The following is a 19,268-nucleotide window of genomic DNA, read 5'->3' on the forward strand; positions in this document are numbered from 1 at the left end:
GTGTTTAATTGATATTAAAGGAAGATATAGTGAATCTTTATGAATTTACTTTTATAGCACAACAGAGCTTGTTGCGGCAAGAAGTAGAAGAAATGGTCCAAGAATTGGCTATTTCGTTGAAAAATATTAAAGCAGATGTTATTTCTCAGGGGGTTAAAAGTTTTATAGAAAGAGAATATGGCACAGTTACAAAACAAGAGTTAGAGATAAGTGCTGAAAACATTAAAGAGAGTCTGATTGTTTACTCTAGTGTCTTGGAAGAGCTTACAAAAATTTTATGGGTTGAGTTGGAAGAAGATTTCTCAAATTTAAAAGAAATAAAGTCAAAAATCGATAAAGAGTTGAAAGATGAACTAAGGGATTTTGGAATAACACAAGATTTTACAAAGCTTCCGGAAGCTAATACTAAAAGTGCATTTATCTATAATATAGTAAATGCTTTTAAGGAAAATATTTCACAACATCTAATAAAGATCCTCCAAGAGGTTTTAAAAAATTTTAAAATAGCAGGCTCAAATCAATTGAATAAAATGCTGGAAGTGCTTTTGAAAAACATTGAAGCTTCAGGATTGATAAAATATGAATATTGGGGTCTATTGGATTTTGCATATCCGATAAATAAGGTGAAGAGCGGTCATTATTGTATAATGTGCATAAGTTCTACTGCAAGCATTTTGGATGAATTTGTGCGTAGAATGAAACTTAATGAGAACGTTATTCGCCACTTGTCTGTGCAGGTTAATAAATTTTTTGAAGGTAAATCTTATATGATGAATAAACAAATTGAGGAGCAAAGCGCATAATGATGAAAAGACGAAATAGTTTTAATAATTCTTACGTATCTATAAATAATAGGACTGGCTTTAGGCGTTCTAAAGTTTGCCCTCTTGCTGCGTCTAAAGATGAAGACATAGATTATAAGAATACAGATTTATTATCCAAGTTTACCTCTGACTATGGTAGAATATTACCTAGAAGATTAACAGGTGTATGTGCAAAAAAACAAAGGAAGTTACGCTTAGCGATTATTAGGGCACGCTTTTTAGCTCTTGCTCCTTATTGTACTAAAAAAGTTAGGTAATTTATGTTAATAATTTTAATGGAAAATATAAGAACTTTAGGTAAGCTTGGTGAAGTTGTCAAAGTTAAGCCAGGTTATGCACGTAATTTTCTTTTTCCACAAAAAAAGGCGATGAAAGCTACTAAGGAAAATTTAATAAAGTTAGAGGAACAGCGTTTGTTATTGGAAGAAGAAAATATCAAAAAGTTAAGTGCAGCAAAAGTGCTTGGATCATCATTGTATGATAAATTTGTAATATTAATAAAGCAGGCTTCAGAGGATGGAAAGATTTTTGGCTCTGTAACAACACGTGAAATTGCAAAAATTTTATTACAAGAAGGGTATGAGATAAGTCATCATAATTTATCTTTTGGTGGAATAAGTATCAAAAATTTGGGCGAGTATCAAGTAAATATAGAATTACATAGTAAAGTGATAGTACCAATTACCATATACGTTGTAAGATCTGAAAAAGATGCACATGAATTGAGGCAAGTAAAGTTGCAAAATCAGAAATTTGAGCAACAAGAAGATACAAGTAACGAATAGCAGTGAATAAAATATTTCAACTATTCCTGTCATTCCAGTGCCTTTTTTTTCTGTTATCCCAGTGCGTGACACTGGGATCTAGAATGTTCAAAGATAAGACGGGGATCATTTAATGATCCCGCGCTATAGCCGTAAAGAAATCTCTTCTATTTGGGAAGAAAAAAATAAGTTCAACATATGGCTCAAAATAGAAAAATTAGCATGTGAAGCTCAAGCAAAATTAAAAGTTATTCCAAATGATGTTGCTGAAAAGCTCTCTGGTGCTATTGAATTTGATATTGAGCGTATTAACGAAATTGAATCCATTGTAAAACATGATGTTATAGCTTTTTTGACATATATTGCTGAAAAAGCGGGAGTTGATGTTCGTTATCTCCATTACGGAATGACAAGTTCTGATGTTTTAGATACATGCCTTGCAGTGCAGTTGAAAGAGTCATGTGATATTTTACTCAAGAATCTAAAAAATTTACTTATAGTATTGAAAAAAAAAGCTGAGGACTATAAAGATATTGTTTGTGTTGGGCGCAGTCATGGAATGCATGCAGAACCAATAACTCTTGGATTAAAATTTGCTAGATTTTATGCTGAATTTAAACGCAATTATCAGAGATTAATTAGCGCGCAAAAAGAGATCTCAATTTGTAAAATATCAGGTGCAGTAGGTAATTTTGCAAATATTAATCCATTTGTTGAAGAGTATGTAGCGAAAGAAATGGGACTTATACCTGAAACCATATCGTCCCAAGTCATTCCTCGTGATAGACACGCCATGTTCTTTTCGGTTTTAGGAGTGGTTGCAAGTTCAATAGAAAATATTGCTGTTGAAATACGTCACTTGCAAAGAACTGAAGTTGGAGAAATTTCTGAATATTTTTCTATTGGGCAGAAGGGAAGTTCTGCTATGCCGCATAAGTGTAATCCTATTTTAAGTGAAAATTTAACCGGGCTCTCACGCTTAATACGCAGCTATGTTTTTCCTGCATTAGAAAATGTTGCATTATGGCACGAACGAGATATATCGCACTCGTCTGTGGAAAGATGCATTGCTCCTGATGCTTGTACAGCAATGGATTTTGCTTTAGTACGATTAACAGATTTGATAGATAAATTGGTGATCAATAAGGAAAACATTGAAAAGAACTTAAATTCTTCAAAAGGCTTGGTTTTTTCACAACGAGTATTACTCGAGTTGGTAAATAGTGGTTTGGCGAGGGAAGAGGCGTATAAAATTGTTCAGAGCAATGCAATGAAAGTGAAACAAAACAATAGTGATTTTCTGGCCGAACTGAAACAAGATAAATCCTTACTTGAAGTTATTAACTCTAAAAAACTTGAATCTTTGTTTGATTTGAAGTATTATACGAAACATATAGATCATATATATAGCAAGGTTTTTAATGAGGCTGAGTAGCTCAGTGGTAGAGCAGGAGGATCATAATCTCTTGGTCGGGGGTTCAAATCCCTCCTCAGCCACTCAAGCTAAACTATGGTTCGGCAAGAGCAGCGCACTTGGCAAAACAGTATGTCAGCTCATTCAAATTCAGTTGTGCTAGGTAATGATGAGTATGAAGTTATAAAAACTTGACCTTTGGTCTCTTTCAGATGACAGAATTTCACTACAAAACTTAACTTTCTTCTATGCAATTAGCTAGGTCAAGAAAGGTGAATCTATCTCTTGTTGCAAATGTAAGATTGACTACCTTGCAATATTGCTCTTTGTTCCAATTAAGATGCTCCGGTAAGTACGGAATTGATAGATCTTCAAATACTTTCTGCAGGTGTTTTGCAGATAGTAAATTTTGCTTAATTAAACTAGAAATATTACTCCATTCTTTGCAAATAATCTCTTGAATTTTTTGCTGCATCATTTGCTTCTGCTTTAGAATTTTTATAAATTCGGTATTACCAAAGCACTGAGTTATATGTTTTACATCTAAAGTGATCGGTTTGGTAATCGGGTTTTGTATTGACAATATCTCCTCTTGCAAGTTAGCCATGGTAATCGTTGTCACAGCAATTTTTTCCCCATGTAACGAGGAGGAATAATCCTGTGTTACCATCTCAATTGCATGAGCTATCATATGTTCTCCTTGACTTGCAGAGTAACTGCCTTTTGACATCACCATTCCGAGTCCTGAAATCAATAAGGCTTCCATAAGTAATAAAACTACTCTTTTATCTTTTTTAGCAAGTGCCAAGTGTTCTCTGAGCAAAATTTCCTCCAGATTGCGAACAAGTTTAAAGGGGAGTTCATTATATTCTGTGCCAAGTAATAGATGAGATAATAGCCAATCGGCTTGTACTGTTGAACGGCAGATGAAATCTGCAAATCCACTTAATGTGAGGCGTGGTGGTGCATTGGCAATTATATCGGTATCAATGTATATTGCCTTTGGAAGATGTGCTCCGAACGATTTTTTATATCCATCAACTAATATTGAAGCGTTTGCAGAGCTATATCCATTCATGGAAGCAGCTGTTGGAAAGGATATGTAGTCTTTGCCTTCTAAATAGCTTGCGTACTTACAGATATCATTAACAGTGCCACTGCCAAATGCAACTATTAAGTCACTATCTTTTGCTTTATTTCTAACTAGGTTTACAGTTTGGAGAGAAGCAGCTCTGTTCAGTCTATTTGGTGTCATCCAAGTAGCGTGACACTGCGATCCATCATAGATTCCAGCGTCACGCGCTGGAATGACAGGTGTGGCTGGAATAATTAAATGAGAAACTTTATTAAGTATGTTTTTGTTTAAAAGTTTTGCTGTATTTTCATCTGCAATCAGAAAAATGTCATTTCCGTATTGTCTACATATCTCATAAATATTATCAGCAAGTACTTTTACTTCCCTTATAAGAACTTGTTCAGTTTGCTGTAATATTTGTTTTAAATATCGCATAGAATGTTTACAATATGGTAATGTTAGTATTTCAAGATTGATATGAAGATTGACCCTGTAGAGCTAACTAAGAAATTAATTTCTTTTAAAAGTATAACACCAAAAGACGATGGGGCAATAGAGCATATAGCAGCCATTCTCAAGAAAAGTGGTTTTGAATGTGAGATTTTGGAGTTTGGCGATAAAGTTAAAAATCTTTATGCGAAATATATAAATGGAGTACCAAACTTGTGTTTTGCTGGACATGTTGATGTTGTACCACCAGGTGAGTTAAAAGATTGGATATCTGATCCATTTAAGCCAGAAGTTAGAGATGGAATGCTATATGGAAGAGGAGCAGCTGATATGAAAGGCGGAGTAGCTGCATTTATTGCTGCTATCGTAGATTCAGTTGCAGGTAAGTTTCGATTCAGCGGTTCAATCAGTGCATTGATTACCAGCGCTGAAGAAAGCACGGAAGAACATGGAACAAAGGCCGTTTTGGAATGGATGAAAAGCAAGCAAAAAAAGATAGATTTTTGTATAGTTGGAGAACCAACGAGTAGTGAGAAATTAGGTGATACCATAAAAATAGGTAGAAGAGGTTCTGCAACATTTAAATTGATTTGCCATGGTAAACAAGGGCACGTTGCCTACCCAGACCTAGCGGATAACCCAATATATAAAATGATATCGATATTAAGTAGAATAAAAGATACCACTTTTGATAATGGTAATAAATATTTTCAGCCTTCACATTGCGAAGTTACTACTATCGATGTTGGAAATAATACTAGCAATCTAATACCTAGTTCAATATCTGCAATTTTCAACATTCGGTACAACAATATACAAATACCTAATAGTTTATATAAGCTGATTGATGAAATATGCTCCAATGTAACCAACGATTATAAACTTTCTATGCAAAGCAGCAGGAACGTTTTTCTCTCTACTCCTGATAGAAATACTGATATTATGCTTGATGCGATAAATAAAATGACCGGTATTGATGCTGTACTGAGCACAAGTGGTGGTACATCTGATGCTGCGTTTATTAAGGATATTTGTCCAGTGATTGAATTTGGTATGATCAACAGAACCGCACATCAGATAAATGAATGTGTGTCAGTAGACGATATACACAAATTAACAGCTATATATAAGGAGTTTATAAAAAATTATTTTTACCCAACTAATAAAATACTAAACCAGATCAATGTAATTGGTAATGTTCCCGATGGTCCATTATTAGCTTGAGGTGCAGCTGCCTATAGAGAAGAAAACTTACTTGACAAACCTTCCCGCTTTCCTTTACCATGAAAATGAAGCTATATTATTTAACTTTCCAACTTGTGCAGATTAAAATGACAAGAAGGCTTGTATTTGGCGTACTATTTTTGCACTATGTGCATCCTATGTCTTTATAAAAATTTCGGATTTTCCCTACACAAGCTGAAAAACGCTATTTAAGACATCACCTAACGTCAAATTTTAAAATAAAGAGTAGAATAACTAGCTACTACGGGGATTCTTTGTCTTTTTTTTCTGCTGGTAAATTTTTTAAACATTTGTGATTGCATTTAAAAGCAGCTAAATTGCAGTGCTTAAGACTAAAAAGCGCCGATACTGACAATAGATAGTAACTGGGGTTTCTTTTGCCTTTTTTTTACTTAGTAAATTTCTTAATATTTATAGCTAAAAGAGACCGAAAATAGTGGCGTGTGAAGCTGGTTCACTTTATGACGATGTCATCTCAGTACTGGGATGACAAGAAAAGAAGCACTGGTTTCAATATTTGCACATTAGCTATCACCTGAACAGGCAATGGCGTCGACTTAAGGGGAGATATTAAGGAGTAAAATACTACAAGAGACAGGACTGAACGGGCAATGGCGTCAACTTAAGGAAAAATATCAGCGATAGTGTATAAAATTTCTCTCTAAAATTTTTATCATTAAATTACCCAAAAGCTGCAATAAACAGCACGTTTGTTTCTGTTTTATTTCAACAAAGAAGTCTAAAATATGTCCTTTTTAGGTGAAACATGCAAAAAGGAAAAATCTTATTCTACAAATTAAAAATATAATATACTCGAAAGCTTTTCAGAGAATCCATTGTATTGGAAAAAACAGTTTCACACGAACAAGAAAACTTCCTTTTTCGACAGTATTTTCTATGATTTTAAAGTTAATTAAGAAAAGTTTAGGAATAGAATGTGTGCGCCAAGAGAAGCGTCTAGAACACAGTTGGTCAACTTAGGCAAAGTCTAGCCAACAGCCTAAAACGGACCATTATGCTACGTAAGGTAACAAACGTAGTAAAGCTAATGGAACGGACAATACAGGGTGCAACGAAAGTGAAGGTATTGAGTCCCGAAATTTCCGACATCATAGAGGTCAACATTTTGCATTTTAGTGGAAGACAGTATGAAGGATAACGATAAGGCAAGCTATCACTCACTCTATCGGGATCTAAGGCCGTATCATGTATTGAGATGGGTTCTAAATGAACTTGGGGATCCTTTGTATTCCTATTGAGGTACAAAGAGGGAAGTCCCCGGACTGGTTGATAGTACTCAGAGTGTGGGAAAGCCGAATACAAGGGGAAGCGGTCAGCAATATAGTAACTGGTATAGTGACCTTACCCAAAAAAAGTAGAGAGGAAGTAAAGGCATTTTTATTATGAAAATGATGAATCAAATTTCTCAAGACCTGCTGCAAAAGGTGATTGAAAAAATGATGGGAGAGAGGTAGAAGAAGAATCAGCAGATTGAGTAAGGTAAAAAATGAGCTTTAGTTACTATAATATGAGGAAACACCGAAGAAACTTTCGTAATATAACAGGTTTAACTATAGAGGAGTTCGAAAAAGTAGTGGAAAAAGTGAGGTCTGGATGGGAAAAGCTTGAAAAACAGAAAAAGTGCCATGGTAGAACTACCAACTCTGGAAATTTTGTGTAATTTTGTACTATCGCACTTACATAACACATAGATTTTTAGGATGCCTATTCAATGTGCACAACGCAAATGTATGTAGGTTACTTAAGAGAATAGAGCCATTACTCGCCAAAAAAGTGACTATAACAAAAGATAGAAGTATGACACCAGAAAAAATACTGAAAATTCTGGCTGATGTTACAGAACAGCAAATACAGAGGCCAGAAGATAGTAAAAAACGGATATTCAGGAAAAAAAAGAACCAACACTATGAAAACTGAGATTATTATCGAAGAAGGAGGAAGAATTTTATCAGTGTCAAAGTCATATCGTGAGCGATTTTCGCATAAGGAAACAAGAAAAATATCTACCACTCGATAGCATAAAATATGCCGATTCTGGATATCAAGGTTGGCAAAAATTGCAAAGCAATGTTATAATTCCATATAAAAAGTATCGTAAAAAGCCATTAACTCCAGAGCAGAAAGAGCATAATAGAAGATTAGCATCATTTAGAATGAGAGTAGAAAGTAAGATCCGAGAGATAAAGATATTTAAGATTATGTCGAATGTTTATCGCAATTGGGAGTGTTAAATAAACTGTGTCAAACCAAGAAATAAAAATATAATTGATATAAAAAAACGGAGGTTTGACATGAGTCAAGTAAATAAAACTACCGGATTGGTAGATTATAAAGAATTAGAAACCTGTCGTCTATACGAGAAGGAAGACCGCTAACAGGAAGAGATGACACCGTTTATAAAAAAGCTGCTTGAGGCAAGTCTGGAAGGTGAAATAGAACACCACTTGTCTGGTGAAAGCGAAGAAAATAATCGAAGAAATGGGAAAAACTTTACGTACAAGTGCAGGCTCATTTGAATTGTTAACACCAAGAGATAGGGAGGGAAGCTTTGAACCTCAAGTAGTTAGAAAAAGACAAACAAGCCTACATCCCGAACTTGAAGCAAAGGTCTTAAGCACATTTGCCAGTGGTATGGAGATATAGCGTCACATGTTGAGGAAATTTATGATCACAAAATATCTGCAGCAGAAATATCAAGTATTACCGACAAATTGCTACCGATAATCAATGAATGGCGCAGTCGCCCACTGCAATCTGTATACCCGATAGTGTTCATGGATGGCATGTTTTTTAAGGTCAAGGAGGATGGGCATTGTGTAAGTAAATGTATGTACAATATATTGGGCATAGACCAAAATGGTAAAAAAGAAGTACTGGGCTTTTATTTAGCTGAAAGCGAAGGAGCTAACTTCTGGTTGGGTGTATTAAATGACCTAAAAGAGAGAGGTATAGAGGACATTCTGATAGCTTGTGTAGATGGACTAAAAAGCTTTCCTACAGCAATAAATAATGTGTTTCCTAATGCAGAAGTACAGCTATGTATAGTGCATCAGATAAGAAATTCATTGAAATATGTATCTAGCAAAGATGTGAAAGTTTTTATGAATGATTTGAAAAAAATATATCGTGCTACAAGTAAAGAAATTGCTGAAAATTATTTGCTTGAGCTGGAAGAAAAATGGGGCGAAAAGTATCCGTTAGTTGTAAAATCTTGGCAGAATAATTGGGAAAATTTGTCCAGTTATTTCAAGTATTCAGGTCCAGTTAGAAAGTTAATTTATACTACTAATCCTATTGAGGGGCTGCATAGGCAGATCAGAAAATTTACTAAGACCAAAGGCTCATTTACCAACACAAACGCCTTGTACAAACAGGTATATTGTGCTATAAAAAAAGTAGAGCAAAAATGGGTCATGGCTTTGCCTAATTGGGCATTAACTATTTCTCAGCTTGATATTTTCTTTCCTAACAGATTGAAAATTCAGTTGAGCTAAAAATGTGGTTTGACACAGTTTATTTAACACTCCCTCGCAATTTTCAGAAAAAATATAACCTGAGGTTCAATATTATTGCTGGTATTGTGAATCTTAAGCACTCCTTTTAGTTAACCTTGATTTTAGTCACCCTCCATCGCTTGATTCGCAGCAGGTCTTAAGGAATGCAATGTAGAATGTCTACGCTGTTTATTATAAAAAATTTCTATATATTCAAATATTGCGGTGTTGTGAAGTATCAATGAGTATGAGTGAACTAAAAAAGCTCTCTGAAACAGCATTATCATAACAACAACCTTTGTCTAGAAATAATACTTTTTGTACTCAGTAAAAATTGATAATTTTTAGAGGTGTATTGTGATCCTTGATCGCTATAAGCAGATTTGCGCAATAGTCATAAATAAAGCATCTATAACTAATCGCTTAGCTACTCATTGACCAGCCAACTAGATCAATTATTGCTGCCAAATATAACCATCCTTCATTGGTTTTTATGTACGTAAACCCATATCTTGTTTGGTTGATCAGTGGTGAAATTCTGATTCAATATGTTATTTGTGGTTTTAAACCTTCATCTAAGCTTAGCTTGAATGCCATTTTTCTGCATAACATTGTTTTGATTTTACCTAAAGCCTTTAATTCAGTTTAGGAGCTCCGTACCTGCATTGTGATGCTTTTCTTTGTATGAGCTCTTCTCTTATTGTTTTTTTTCTGAGTAATCCATCTATACAAGCAGATACGTTCAAAAACCTTCATAATTCCCGTGTTTTATAGCAGTTTTCATGTTCTTTTATAAAAACTCTTTTTGGTTTGCAAAATATCCCAGGGCTTTTTTTAAAATGTCTCTTTCTCTCGTTGCCAGCTCTTTCTTTAAATCAAACTTTTCTTTGTCACAAGTTCCTTTTCCTGGGATTGTATGTTTTTACCCACCTGCTTAGCCGCTAATACCCAAATCTCTTCCTATTTTTGCTGATGATTGACCTGTTTCTTTTTCCAGTCTTCATTTTTGCATTCTGCTGTATGTTCTCTTCTTTTTGTCATATCACACCTCTTTGAAAAAACTTCTTAACTTCCTCTCTACTTTTTCTGGGTAAGGTCAGTACTACCGTCTTAAACATCAACATAAAGATGATTATTTTTTATCATGGCATTTAAACACACGATAATTTTTCTCATCACATCAACTAAACGCTGATAAAGTACCTTCATTTTCTTGTTATGACGAATTGCAACTACAGCACACATGTATAATGCTTTTCGAGCATAAAATCTGCCTCCTATGATTTGAGCTTTGCTTATTTTCCTTCCGCTTTCGTTGGTTTTTGGCAACTAAACAGGCTATTTCCTTATTATCTAAACTACCAAGTTCAGGTACTTCTATGAGTAAGATACTTGCAGTTTTTCGTCCAACTCCTTTATAACTAGTCATAGTATCGCTTTTTTTCTTCAAATTAGCGTCAGAGTTTATTATATCTTCTATGTCTTGCCTAATTTTGTTCCAATTGTTTTTTGGTAAATTCTATCTGTTTTTCTATGTATTCTCTGGCTTTTCCTTTAGCATTATGCAAACGACACTTGTTTGCGTGAACTTCATCATTTAGATTGCGCTCAACTGCCCTTAGTTCTTTCAATTCCTCATGCTCTTGTGAAACTACACATTCCTTTATCCCGTCATTCTTCGTGATAAGCTCAGCATACTTTTCTAATAACTTTGCATCCAATTTATCAGTTTTTGCAAAGTGATTACAGGCTTTTGCAAACCCGATTTGGGTGAGCTCTATGAACAACTATGTTATATTCTTGTAATAATTTTATTACAAGCTTTTCGTAACCCCCTGTTTACACATAACTTAACAAATACGTTAGCCATTTTTGACTTTATAAACTCAGATATAGCTGTCTCGACATTTTCTATACGCTGATGTTTATTATTGATTGAGATATCAAGTGTTTCTTTTGAAACATCAAAAAACTGTTCTAGCCATTCTTGTACCTATAAATATAATCAAATAAATAAATGCTATACAGGGGTTTTTAGATCCCTCTACCGTTCGTATTACATTGTTTTAGGCTAAGGTACCTACCTAATCAACCCAATTGACAAGCTTGCTCATTACAGTCTTGCAACTTTGATTTAATATACAACCCTGATAAGTTTATGATTAAATCTATGTAAGTTATATGACGTTTTTTGGGTAGTAGTTTTTCAGCTTTATTTATCAAATTAACATATACTTCCTTAAAGTAATTGGTATTTATAGTTCTTAACCTTTTTCACTGTTTGTTTTTATCATCATTCTTATCTATCACACACCGATTTACTACCATTTCTAGCGTCCTAAGACTTGTTTTCTGCCCCATTAACTTCATTAGACCCTTGAATATAATCTTGCCCAATAGTTTAGTTATCTACCTCATTTAATTTTCCCAATCTTTCTAGATCCTCATCTTTAATTAATTTCAGTATTCCTTCTATTTGATCCATTATTACCTCCATTTTTCTGTAATAATAGCTCTTTATGTCCTTTTATCACCACTTTCAACACTTATGAATACGGATGTCACAATCCTATCAATATGCTCCCTAGATACTTGTTATCAAAAAGGTTTTCTGGTTGATTAATGTCATTACATGTTGTATAATGAATCAAAGGTTTTAAGGGTTAGGTAATGGATTACATAGACGATGTTACTGGTAGCTACACTACCGTTCATGATTTTTTTCAAGACAATGGTATTGGAGATTACAAAATTCAATGCAGTTATGGTGGTGTACCTTACGCTACTGACGAATACGTACATTCTGGAGATAAATTTTGGAGCAATAATTTTATAGACTCACATTTTGAAAGGGAAATAAAAATGTATCCTCAAAGTGAGCTTTTAGCTAAAGAATATGCTGGAAATACGCTGCCGATTTCAATATCACTAGACAATGATTTAATAAAAATCAAGGAATGTCAGAAAAAAACGAAATTTGTGGAACTAGAAGGGGAATCAGGTGATATAGTGTATGATCAGCAAAAGCGTATAAAATGCTACACGACAAAGTTATCATATGACGATGTTTCTGCTTATAATAAGAACAAAGTTTCAACGCTTAACATTAGATATGATTTGCCAAACGATCCAAAATACAGTTTAAACATAGCATTCACAAAGGTTAATGATAATCAACCAAGGTTCTGGCAAAAATTTAAAAATATGTTTTAACAGAGTAGCTTCTCAATCAAGAAGGTTCTAAGGGAAAATGAGTATCTGCTTAATAATGAATTTGGTCAGTAGCTACTAAGTTTTTCTCATAGCTATTCAACAAAGGTTTGCTGGTCTTACATTTATTCTCTGCAACACGAAAAATTTGTATAGTTGTACATGTTATGGAGTAGATAGACTCCTACTATATTTCTCTACTCAACTTACCTTTTCTCTATTGAACAGATTTCGTATTAAATCTTAAGTTTAACGCACCTAAATATACAAACATTCCCAGCAAAATCATAGGTATAGAAAGTAACTGTCCCATAGTTAAATCGAACCATAAATAGCCAACTTGATAGTCTGGCTCGCGAAAAAACTCAATCACAAAACGCACTATTCCATACCACATAACTGCAATACCAGTTGTCGCACCGTAATACAATCTCATTCTGGTCAAGAAAAATAGTGAATTTACAACTATAAAAAGCAGCACTCCTTCAAAAAATGCTTCATAAAGTTGACTTGGATGGCGTAACAAATTATCACCACTTTCTGGAAACATCATACCCCATGGCATAGTTGTAACCCTGCCAAATAACTCTCCATTTATAAAATTGCCTATGCGACCTAGGAGTAAACCTATCGGAACTCCACAAGAAATTAAATCCAGTGTGTAAAATATAGGAATGTTATGTTTTCTACAGGAGATTATTACTGCAAGCAAAACTCCTATAGCACCGCCATGAAATGACATCCCTCCTTCCCAGGTCTTTAATATCTCGATAGGATTGCTTATATAAAGAACTGGATCATATATCAATACATAGCCAAGCCTGCCTCCAAGGATAATACCTATAATAGTGGCTATTAATAACGAATCGTAAAAATTCTTAGTAAATATTTTTTGATTGTCTAACTTATGTAAATACCAATATGCAAAAACTATACCCAAGACATATGCTAAAGAATACCAATATATAGAAACAGGACCGATGCTGAAAATTACTGGATTTAAAGACATATTTTACTACAAATTATTCTTAGACAATCTACTTTTCTCACGGTTCCACTCTCTCTGCTTTATGGTTGCTCTCTTATCGTAGAGTTTTTTTCCTTTCACAATAGCAATTTTAGTTTTTGCCAACCCTTTATCATTAAAATAGATAGAAAGTGGCACAACAGTTATTCCAGAGGTTTTGATTTGACCAATTAGCTTATTTATCTCTTTTTTATGCAAAAGCAATTTACGTTCTCTTTTCGGCTTATGATTCTTTTGGTTTGCAGCTTTATACTCTGCAATATGCATATTGTATAACCATATTTCACCATTTTTTTCGGTAACGTAAGCATCAAAAATATTTGCCTTTCTCTCTCTTAGTGATTTCACTTCACTACTTAACAAAATCATACCTGCTTCAAATTCTTCTAAGATAAAATATTCAAACCTTGCTTTCCTATTTTCTGCAATAACTTCCATATCTAAAGATATCTTTAAGCTTCAATATGTTACAGAATTTTTAGTTTAATTCATAACAAAACGATTATTTCAAAAATGCAGGTGTGGTTTTCAATCTTTTCACAGGTGTAATCTGCTCTACTCTCTCTACCTCCATTTTAGCCCTATTGCTTGACGAAAAGCTCATTACATCCTTACAATTTCATTCAACAGCAAAGTGTAAAGGAGCATATACGTTATTATTCTGCTTACTAACATATGCCCCACTTTCAATTAAAATGTCTCTTATACTTTCATGATCGATAGCAAAATGTAAAGGAGTACGTCCACAACTATCCCACACATTGACACATGCTCCATGCTCAATCAGAGTTCTTACTACATTTTCATTGCCATCTCTAGTAGCAAAATGTAAGGGAGTACTTCTATCATTATCCCACGCATCAACATATGCTCCGTGTTCAATTAGAGTTCTTACTATATTTCCATTACCACCTTCAGCAGCAAAATGTAAAGGAGTGCATCCATCGCTGTTCCATGCATCAACATATGCTCCATATTCAATTAGAGCTCTTACTATGTTCTCATAACCACTCTTAGCAGCAAAATGCAACAATGTAGTTTCTACAGGATCTAGATCACTATGTGTAGTAAATATATGATTTATATTAAATCCACTATTCTCCCATCTCCATAAATCACTTCTTTCTAATTTTGTTTTTATTCTTTCAACTATGTTGTTCTTATTTAAACCTGGAGTATCATTTACTTCTGCAAGCATTTTTATGAAATCATCAAGCGTCATAACTTCCCCACTTTATTAAAATACCCTGGTTATCATAATCTTTGAACCAAAGGATCAAGACCTTTTTTATTTTCCTAAAAAATAATTTAAATTTATTCTCCCAAACCATGAAAAGTAAGGAAAAATATTTAGGTTTTTTTTCTCTATCATTTGTGATTTTGTTTTCTCTATGGATTATATTGTCTGGTTATTTTGAGCCATTTTTATTTTTTTGTGGAGTGTGTTCCTCTGCATTTACATTGCTTGTCTTTAGAAGATTAGTGAACGCTGAAAGCACTCTTAATCAAATTCTAAATGGTAGGGGTAGACTGTCGTTTTATCAGTTTGTAAGTTATGTACCTTGGCTAATGTACCAAATTATTTTGTCAAGTATTTATGTAACAAAAAAGGTACTACGATTCAAATCTACAGTTGAGCCAATTGTTATTGTAAGAAGATGCACAGGACATAATGATAAGACCATTGCATTATTTGCTAACTCGATTACGATTACCCCTGGGACTTTAACTATCAATGTTGAAAAGAAGCAGAAAACATATTTATCTACCATATGCTTGATAGATAAAGATCTTGAAAGTGGCATTTTTGAAATAGAAAGTAAAGTCTTAAAAATGCTACATCTAGTTAAGTAATTGCTTTAAATAAGTTAACAGCGTCCCTATATTCTCTTATTAGGCTTTCAAGCATTTCTTTCGGAAGGCTATCACCAACAATAGAACATAAATAATTGTACAAATCTTCTAGCCTTGATATGTTATTTTTCTTCTTGCTGTTGAATTTATGTGGAAAAATATCCTCCATGATTTCAATATTAACAACCTTATTTAAAAATGCATTTTCACTTGTTATGCTTATTCTTGTAAGTATAGTGTTAATTTCAGGTTCATTACTCGTATAAATATCTGATAATTGCACCATCTTAATGACATATAAAGTTACTATTTTTGACAAACAATTATCAGAATATTCACAATTTTTTATTATCTCCCACTGAGTAACCTGAGATTTGCTTATTTTTGCATTATTTGGTAACTTATTCATTGAATTTTCTCCATTTAATTCAGTGTAGTAATTATACTAATACTTTGTTAAATAAATAATAACGCAACCATAAAAATATGCATTTATTTACCATAAATCACATAATATTCCTAAAATTAAACGTTAAAGTTACTCCAAACTAAATGATTTCTTTAATTCCATGTTATCCAGCAGTGTAAAATGATAGTTATTGCTATACAATAGTATTTACTCTAAAATAAAGCTTCCTTTTGAGCTGTTTTGTTAATATTAAGTTTCACACTATGCTACAATGAAAAAAATAAAGCTCGGAGTACTCATTTCAGGCAGAGGATCAAACATGCAGGCTTTGATAGAAGCATGTCATGATCAGAATTTTCCCGCAGAAACTGTATGTATTATCACAAATAACAGTGAAGCTGAAGGCCTTAAAATAGCAGAGCAAGTAGGAGTTCCAGCGTTTGTTGTTGAGGATAAGCCACTTGATACTGATAAAATTCATGAAATACTTGTTCAACATAAGGTTGATTTAATTTGCCTTGCAGGATTTATGAGAATTCTAAAGGCTAATTTCCTGAATAAATGGCATAACAAAGCTATAAATATTCATCCCTCTTTACTTCCATCCTTTAAGGGCCTAAATGCCCAGGAGCAAGCTCTGAAAGCAGGTGTAAAAATTACAGGTTGTACTGTACATTATGTCACTCCTGAAGTTGATGCTGGAGCCATAATCGCTCAAGCTACTGTGCCAGTGCTACCAAATGATGATGTTCAAAGCCTCTCAGAGCGCATCTTAGCTGAAGAGCATAAGTGTTATGTGGAAGCAGTAAGATCAATAGCAGAAGGTATTAATTATTGACCTTGAGCGTTTCTTCCAACTTCAACAAAGAATAAATTTTCAGGATTTAGTAAAGAACTTGCCAATTTGTTTACTTCCTCCAATTTAATATTATTAATGATATTCGTATAATTATTTATACTGTTAACATCACGATCGTCTATCTGCATACTATCCAGCAACATTGCTGTATTCGCATTATTGGATAGGAAAGAGAAGGTAAGGTTATTTACTAAACTGGTTTTTGCATTCTTGAATAATTGTTCGTCAATTCCTTCTTTTTTTACTTTGCTAAATGTATCTTTTACCGCCAATATAGCTTTGCTAGCAGTAGAACTATCAGTACTCATAAATCCAGATATAATATTTCCATGCTTATTAGGAACATTACGTGCACCAACACCATAAGTAATACCTAGATTTTGTCTCAATTCTTTCATTAATATTGAATTCAGCCCCATACCACCAAGCGCATCAACCAAAACTTGAGCATTATAGTAGTCTGGATCTTCATAAGCTACACCATTTTGAGCAAAAAGTATTACACTCTGTGGTATATCCATAAAAACACTCTTACTTTCTGCAGGACCAAAATCATTTTTTACAGCTATTTTTCTAACTTTTGACCTTTTTGATGCTAATCTAGATAAATATTTATCGATCAGTGTGCTAACTTCTTCTTTTTTTGCACAACCAACAACACTTATAACTATATTATCCTTAGTAAGATTACGCTTTATGTATGTTAAAACGTCATCTCTAGTAATGCTCATTACAGTGTCAAGAGTTCCATATTCACTTTTTGAGTAAGGATGTTTTTTAAACAGCAACGTATCTAACTCTTTTGCAGCAATAAAATAAGGATCTTTTTCAAAATTATTAAAGTTTACTTTGATTTTTTCAAAAACTCTATTCAATCCTTCAGGATCAACTTTAGGGCGCATTATAGCATCACTCAGTAGTGAAATTGCATCCTCTAGATTCTCAGATAAAGTATTTAATGAAACCCTAAATGCTTCTAAACCAGCAATAAAATTTAAACTAATTCCTTTATCCTCAAGCTTTTTTACAAAATCTTTGGCATCATTTTTTCCTGCTCCTTCTTGAATTACAAGAGAAGTAAACCAAGCAAGCCCCTGTTTTTCTGGACTTTCATACACGCAACCTGCATCTTTGAACGATGTATTGAGTGAAACTTTTGGTAGATCATGATTTTCAACAAACAAAAACTTAAATCCTTTATTAGTAGTAACCTCCTCTATATTTAAGTGACTGCTTGCTTGCAAATTAAAGCCTAAACAGAGAAAAAGTAGAAATGCAAGTTTACTTATCTTCATTATTACCTCCTTTTGGTAGCAAACGACCGACTAATTTATTAGTAGAAAAGATAGCGTGAATTTTGTTGTTTACATCCTCTAGGTTGACATAATTAATTTTGCTATATGAAATGTCTATTTCATCAAGTGGAATACCTAGTGCTAGACGTGGTATGTAAAATATTGCTATATTAGTTAAATCAGATAGTTTATCAAATTGTGCTGCTTTGTATTTAGACTTTGTACTTTGCAGTTCTTCATTTGTTATTTTTTCAGAGGTAAATCTATTAACAGCATTGTCTAACTCTATTGCAACAGTATCCAAATCCACTCCGCTTTTTGGAGTTACACAAATCTCAATATAGCCATTACTAAAAGCTAAACTGTTATAATAAGCAAATACTTCCACTGCTACATTCTTATCTAGAACTAAATCTTTATATAGCTTGCTAGACTTGCCATTCCCCAAAACATCAACTGCCAAATCAACAGGAAAAGTTTCACTTATTTGCTCAAATAAAGGAACACGATAGCGAAAGTATAAAACTGGCTCTTTCACTTCAGTGCTTTCTAAAGTTACCGATATATCTGCGTTATGTACTGGATCTTGGTTTGGATAATGCCTAACCACAGGCTTAGCTTTAATTTCGCCATATTTTTCTCCCGCTAATTTCATTACCTCATCAAATTCCACATCGCCAACAATGAGCAGTATAGCATTACCTGAATGATAATAGTTATCATGAAACCTCGTTATGTCATCCTGATTGTAAGTTTTAATATTGCTCTCCCAACCAATAACAGATCTGCCATAACCATTACGATAAAATGCACTGTTTATTTCCTCCCATAATAAAGCTTCAGGATTATTATCAAATCTCATCTTCCTTTCTTCTAATACGATATTTTTTTCTCTATCTATTTTGTCTTGAGTAACATCAAAATTGCCCATTCTATCTGCTTCAATTTCCATTGCTAATGGTAAATCTTTTTTGAGAACCAATTCGTAGTAGCAGGTATATTCTTTAGTGGTAAACGCATTAAACTGTGCTCCAATGCTGCCCAAAGTGGATTCTATGTCTTTAAATTTCCCTGTAGTTTCAAACATTAAGTGTTCAAAATAGTGAGCCAATCCTGCTTTGCCGATTGGATCATCCATTCCCCCAACTTTATATATTACTGCATGAAAAACAGCTGGAATCCGATGATTAGGAACAACATAGACATCTAGTCCATTACTGAGCTTAGCATGCTTTATGCTGTGCTTTACGCTTTCAGCTTCCAAAGAAATCGGACAAATGAAAAAAAACACAGGTAGTATAAAAAAACTAAAGAATTTGCGAAGCAT

16 protein-coding genes, 1 tRNA gene and 5 pseudogenes are annotated in these 19,268 nt (G+C 33.7%); 13 read left to right on the forward strand and 9 right to left on the reverse strand.

Going from position 1 to position 19,268, the window contains the following annotated elements:
* Window positions 1–29: 29 nt before the first annotated feature.
* The 5 genes from rpsF to wVul_RS06145 all read left to right on the forward strand — a co-directional run bounded on the left by rpsF (window position 30) and on the right by wVul_RS06145 (window position 3,085).
* Window positions 30–803: a 30S ribosomal protein S6 gene (gene rpsF, locus wVul_RS06130; RefSeq protein WP_047759827.1), complete on the forward strand. Its 774-nt coding sequence runs from the start codon at window positions 30–32 to the stop codon at window positions 801–803.
* The gene (rpsR, locus tag wVul_RS06135) at window positions 803–1,081 is read left to right on the forward strand and encodes a 30S ribosomal protein S18 (protein ID WP_047759590.1); all 279 of its coding nucleotides are present in this window, start codon (window positions 803–805) and stop codon (window positions 1,079–1,081) included. The genes rpsF and rpsR overlap by 1 nt, the downstream gene beginning before the upstream one ends.
* Before the next feature lie 3 nt (window positions 1,082–1,084).
* The gene (gene rplI, locus wVul_RS06140) at window positions 1,085–1,609 is read left to right on the forward strand and encodes a 50S ribosomal protein L9 (RefSeq protein WP_047759591.1); all 525 of its coding nucleotides are present in this window, start codon (window positions 1,085–1,087) and stop codon (window positions 1,607–1,609) included.
* Between the two features lie 112 nt (window positions 1,610–1,721).
* Window positions 1,722–3,023 (forward strand): adenylosuccinate lyase, encoded by a 1,302-nt coding sequence (gene purB, locus wVul_RS09010; protein WP_153295638.1) that lies wholly within the window; start codon window positions 1,722–1,724, stop codon window positions 3,021–3,023.
* Window positions 3,014–3,085: transfer RNA gene (locus tag wVul_RS06145), tRNA-Met, on the forward strand. The genes purB and wVul_RS06145 overlap by 10 nt, the downstream gene beginning before the upstream one ends.
* A 152-nt stretch (window positions 3,086–3,237) precedes the next feature.
* Here wVul_RS06145 and wVul_RS06150 read toward each other — a convergent pair.
* Window positions 3,238–4,512, reverse strand: coding sequence for an iron-containing alcohol dehydrogenase (locus wVul_RS06150; RefSeq protein ID WP_047759592.1), 1,275 nt, complete (start codon window positions 4,510–4,512; stop codon window positions 3,238–3,240).
* A gap of 42 nt (window positions 4,513–4,554) precedes the next feature.
* On the opposite strand from wVul_RS06150, the gene dapE reads away from it, so the two are divergent.
* The 5 genes and pseudogenes from dapE (at window position 4,555) to wVul_RS06175 (ending at window position 9,287) form a co-directional block, all read left to right on the forward strand.
* A complete protein-coding gene (gene dapE / locus wVul_RS06155; RefSeq protein WP_047759593.1) occupies window positions 4,555–5,751 on the forward strand; it encodes a succinyl-diaminopimelate desuccinylase in 1,197 nt (398 codons plus the stop codon).
* Between the two features lie 780 nt (window positions 5,752–6,531).
* Window positions 6,532–6,711, forward strand: a pseudogene (locus tag wVul_RS09015) (IS4-like element ISWosp8 family transposase); the annotation flags it as partial.
* 76 nt (window positions 6,712–6,787) lie between these two features.
* Window positions 6,788–6,931, forward strand: a complete 144-nt coding sequence (locus tag wVul_RS09480; protein WP_179943865.1) for a hypothetical protein — start codon at window positions 6,788–6,790, stop codon at window positions 6,929–6,931.
* A 348-nt stretch (window positions 6,932–7,279) separates the two neighbouring features.
* Window positions 7,280–8,024: pseudogene (locus tag wVul_RS09025) on the forward strand (transposase).
* Between the two features lie 60 nt (window positions 8,025–8,084).
* Window positions 8,085–9,287: pseudogene (locus wVul_RS06175) on the forward strand (IS256 family transposase).
* Between the two features lie 122 nt (window positions 9,288–9,409).
* Here the strand turns inward: wVul_RS06175 and wVul_RS10570 are convergent.
* Window positions 9,410–10,328: pseudogene (locus tag wVul_RS10570) on the reverse strand (transposase family protein).
* Between the two features lie 69 nt (window positions 10,329–10,397).
* Window positions 10,398–11,229, reverse strand: a pseudogene (locus wVul_RS10575) (transposase).
* Between the two features lie 728 nt (window positions 11,230–11,957).
* Between wVul_RS10575 and wVul_RS06190 the strand changes: the two are divergent.
* Window positions 11,958–12,500 carry a hypothetical protein gene (locus wVul_RS06190; protein WP_047759599.1) on the forward strand — a complete coding sequence of 181 codons (543 nt, stop codon included), beginning with the start codon at window positions 11,958–11,960 and terminating at the stop codon, window positions 12,498–12,500.
* Window positions 12,501–12,714: 214 nt separating this feature from the next.
* Here the strand turns inward: wVul_RS06190 and lgt are convergent, their stop codons facing one another.
* The 3 genes from lgt to wVul_RS06205 form a co-directional block, all read right to left on the reverse strand.
* Window positions 12,715–13,506 (reverse strand): prolipoprotein diacylglyceryl transferase, encoded by a 792-nt coding sequence (gene lgt / locus wVul_RS06195; RefSeq protein ID WP_047759600.1) that lies wholly within the window; start codon window positions 13,504–13,506, stop codon window positions 12,715–12,717.
* Between the two features lie 6 nt (window positions 13,507–13,512).
* Complete coding sequence (gene smpB / locus wVul_RS06200) at window positions 13,513–13,962, reverse strand: SsrA-binding protein SmpB (protein ID WP_047759601.1); 450 nt, start codon at window positions 13,960–13,962, stop codon at window positions 13,513–13,515.
* Window positions 13,963–14,143: 181 nt separating this feature from the next.
* Window positions 14,144–14,746, reverse strand: a complete 603-nt coding sequence (locus wVul_RS06205) for an ankyrin repeat domain-containing protein (protein ID WP_238580432.1) — start codon at window positions 14,744–14,746, stop codon at window positions 14,144–14,146.
* Between the two features lie 107 nt (window positions 14,747–14,853).
* Between wVul_RS06205 and wVul_RS06210 the strand changes: the two genes are divergently transcribed.
* The gene (locus wVul_RS06210; protein ID WP_047759602.1) at window positions 14,854–15,378 is read left to right on the forward strand and encodes a Na+/H+ antiporter subunit E; all 525 of its coding nucleotides are present in this window, start codon (window positions 14,854–14,856) and stop codon (window positions 15,376–15,378) included.
* On the opposite strand, the gene wVul_RS06215 is transcribed toward wVul_RS06210, so the two are convergent.
* Complete coding sequence (locus wVul_RS06215; protein WP_047759603.1) at window positions 15,371–15,787, reverse strand: hypothetical protein; 417 nt, start codon at window positions 15,785–15,787, stop codon at window positions 15,371–15,373. The genes wVul_RS06210 and wVul_RS06215 overlap by 8 nt on opposite strands.
* A 271-nt stretch (window positions 15,788–16,058) precedes the next feature.
* Here wVul_RS06215 and purN point away from each other — a divergent pair, with 271 nt between their 5' ends.
* The gene (gene purN, locus wVul_RS06220) at window positions 16,059–16,625 is read left to right on the forward strand and encodes a phosphoribosylglycinamide formyltransferase (RefSeq protein ID WP_047759604.1); all 567 of its coding nucleotides are present in this window, start codon (window positions 16,059–16,061) and stop codon (window positions 16,623–16,625) included.
* Here the strand turns inward: purN and wVul_RS06225 are convergent.
* Together wVul_RS06225 and wVul_RS06230 are read right to left on the reverse strand one after the other, a co-directional pair.
* Window positions 16,619–17,941 carry a M16 family metallopeptidase gene (locus wVul_RS06225; RefSeq protein ID WP_047759605.1) on the reverse strand — a complete coding sequence of 441 codons (1,323 nt, stop codon included), beginning with the start codon at window positions 17,939–17,941 and terminating at the stop codon, window positions 16,619–16,621. The two genes, purN and wVul_RS06225, sit on opposite strands and share 7 nt — an antisense overlap.
* Window positions 17,928–19,268: a M16 family metallopeptidase gene (locus wVul_RS06230; protein WP_047759828.1), complete on the reverse strand. Its 1,341-nt coding sequence runs from the start codon at window positions 19,266–19,268 to the stop codon at window positions 17,928–17,930. The genes wVul_RS06225 and wVul_RS06230 overlap by 14 nt, the downstream gene beginning before the upstream one ends.

The sequence above is a fragment of the Wolbachia endosymbiont of Armadillidium vulgare str. wVulC genome (genome assembly GCF_001027565.1).
Lineage (GTDB): Bacteria > Pseudomonadota > Alphaproteobacteria > Rickettsiales > Anaplasmataceae > Wolbachia.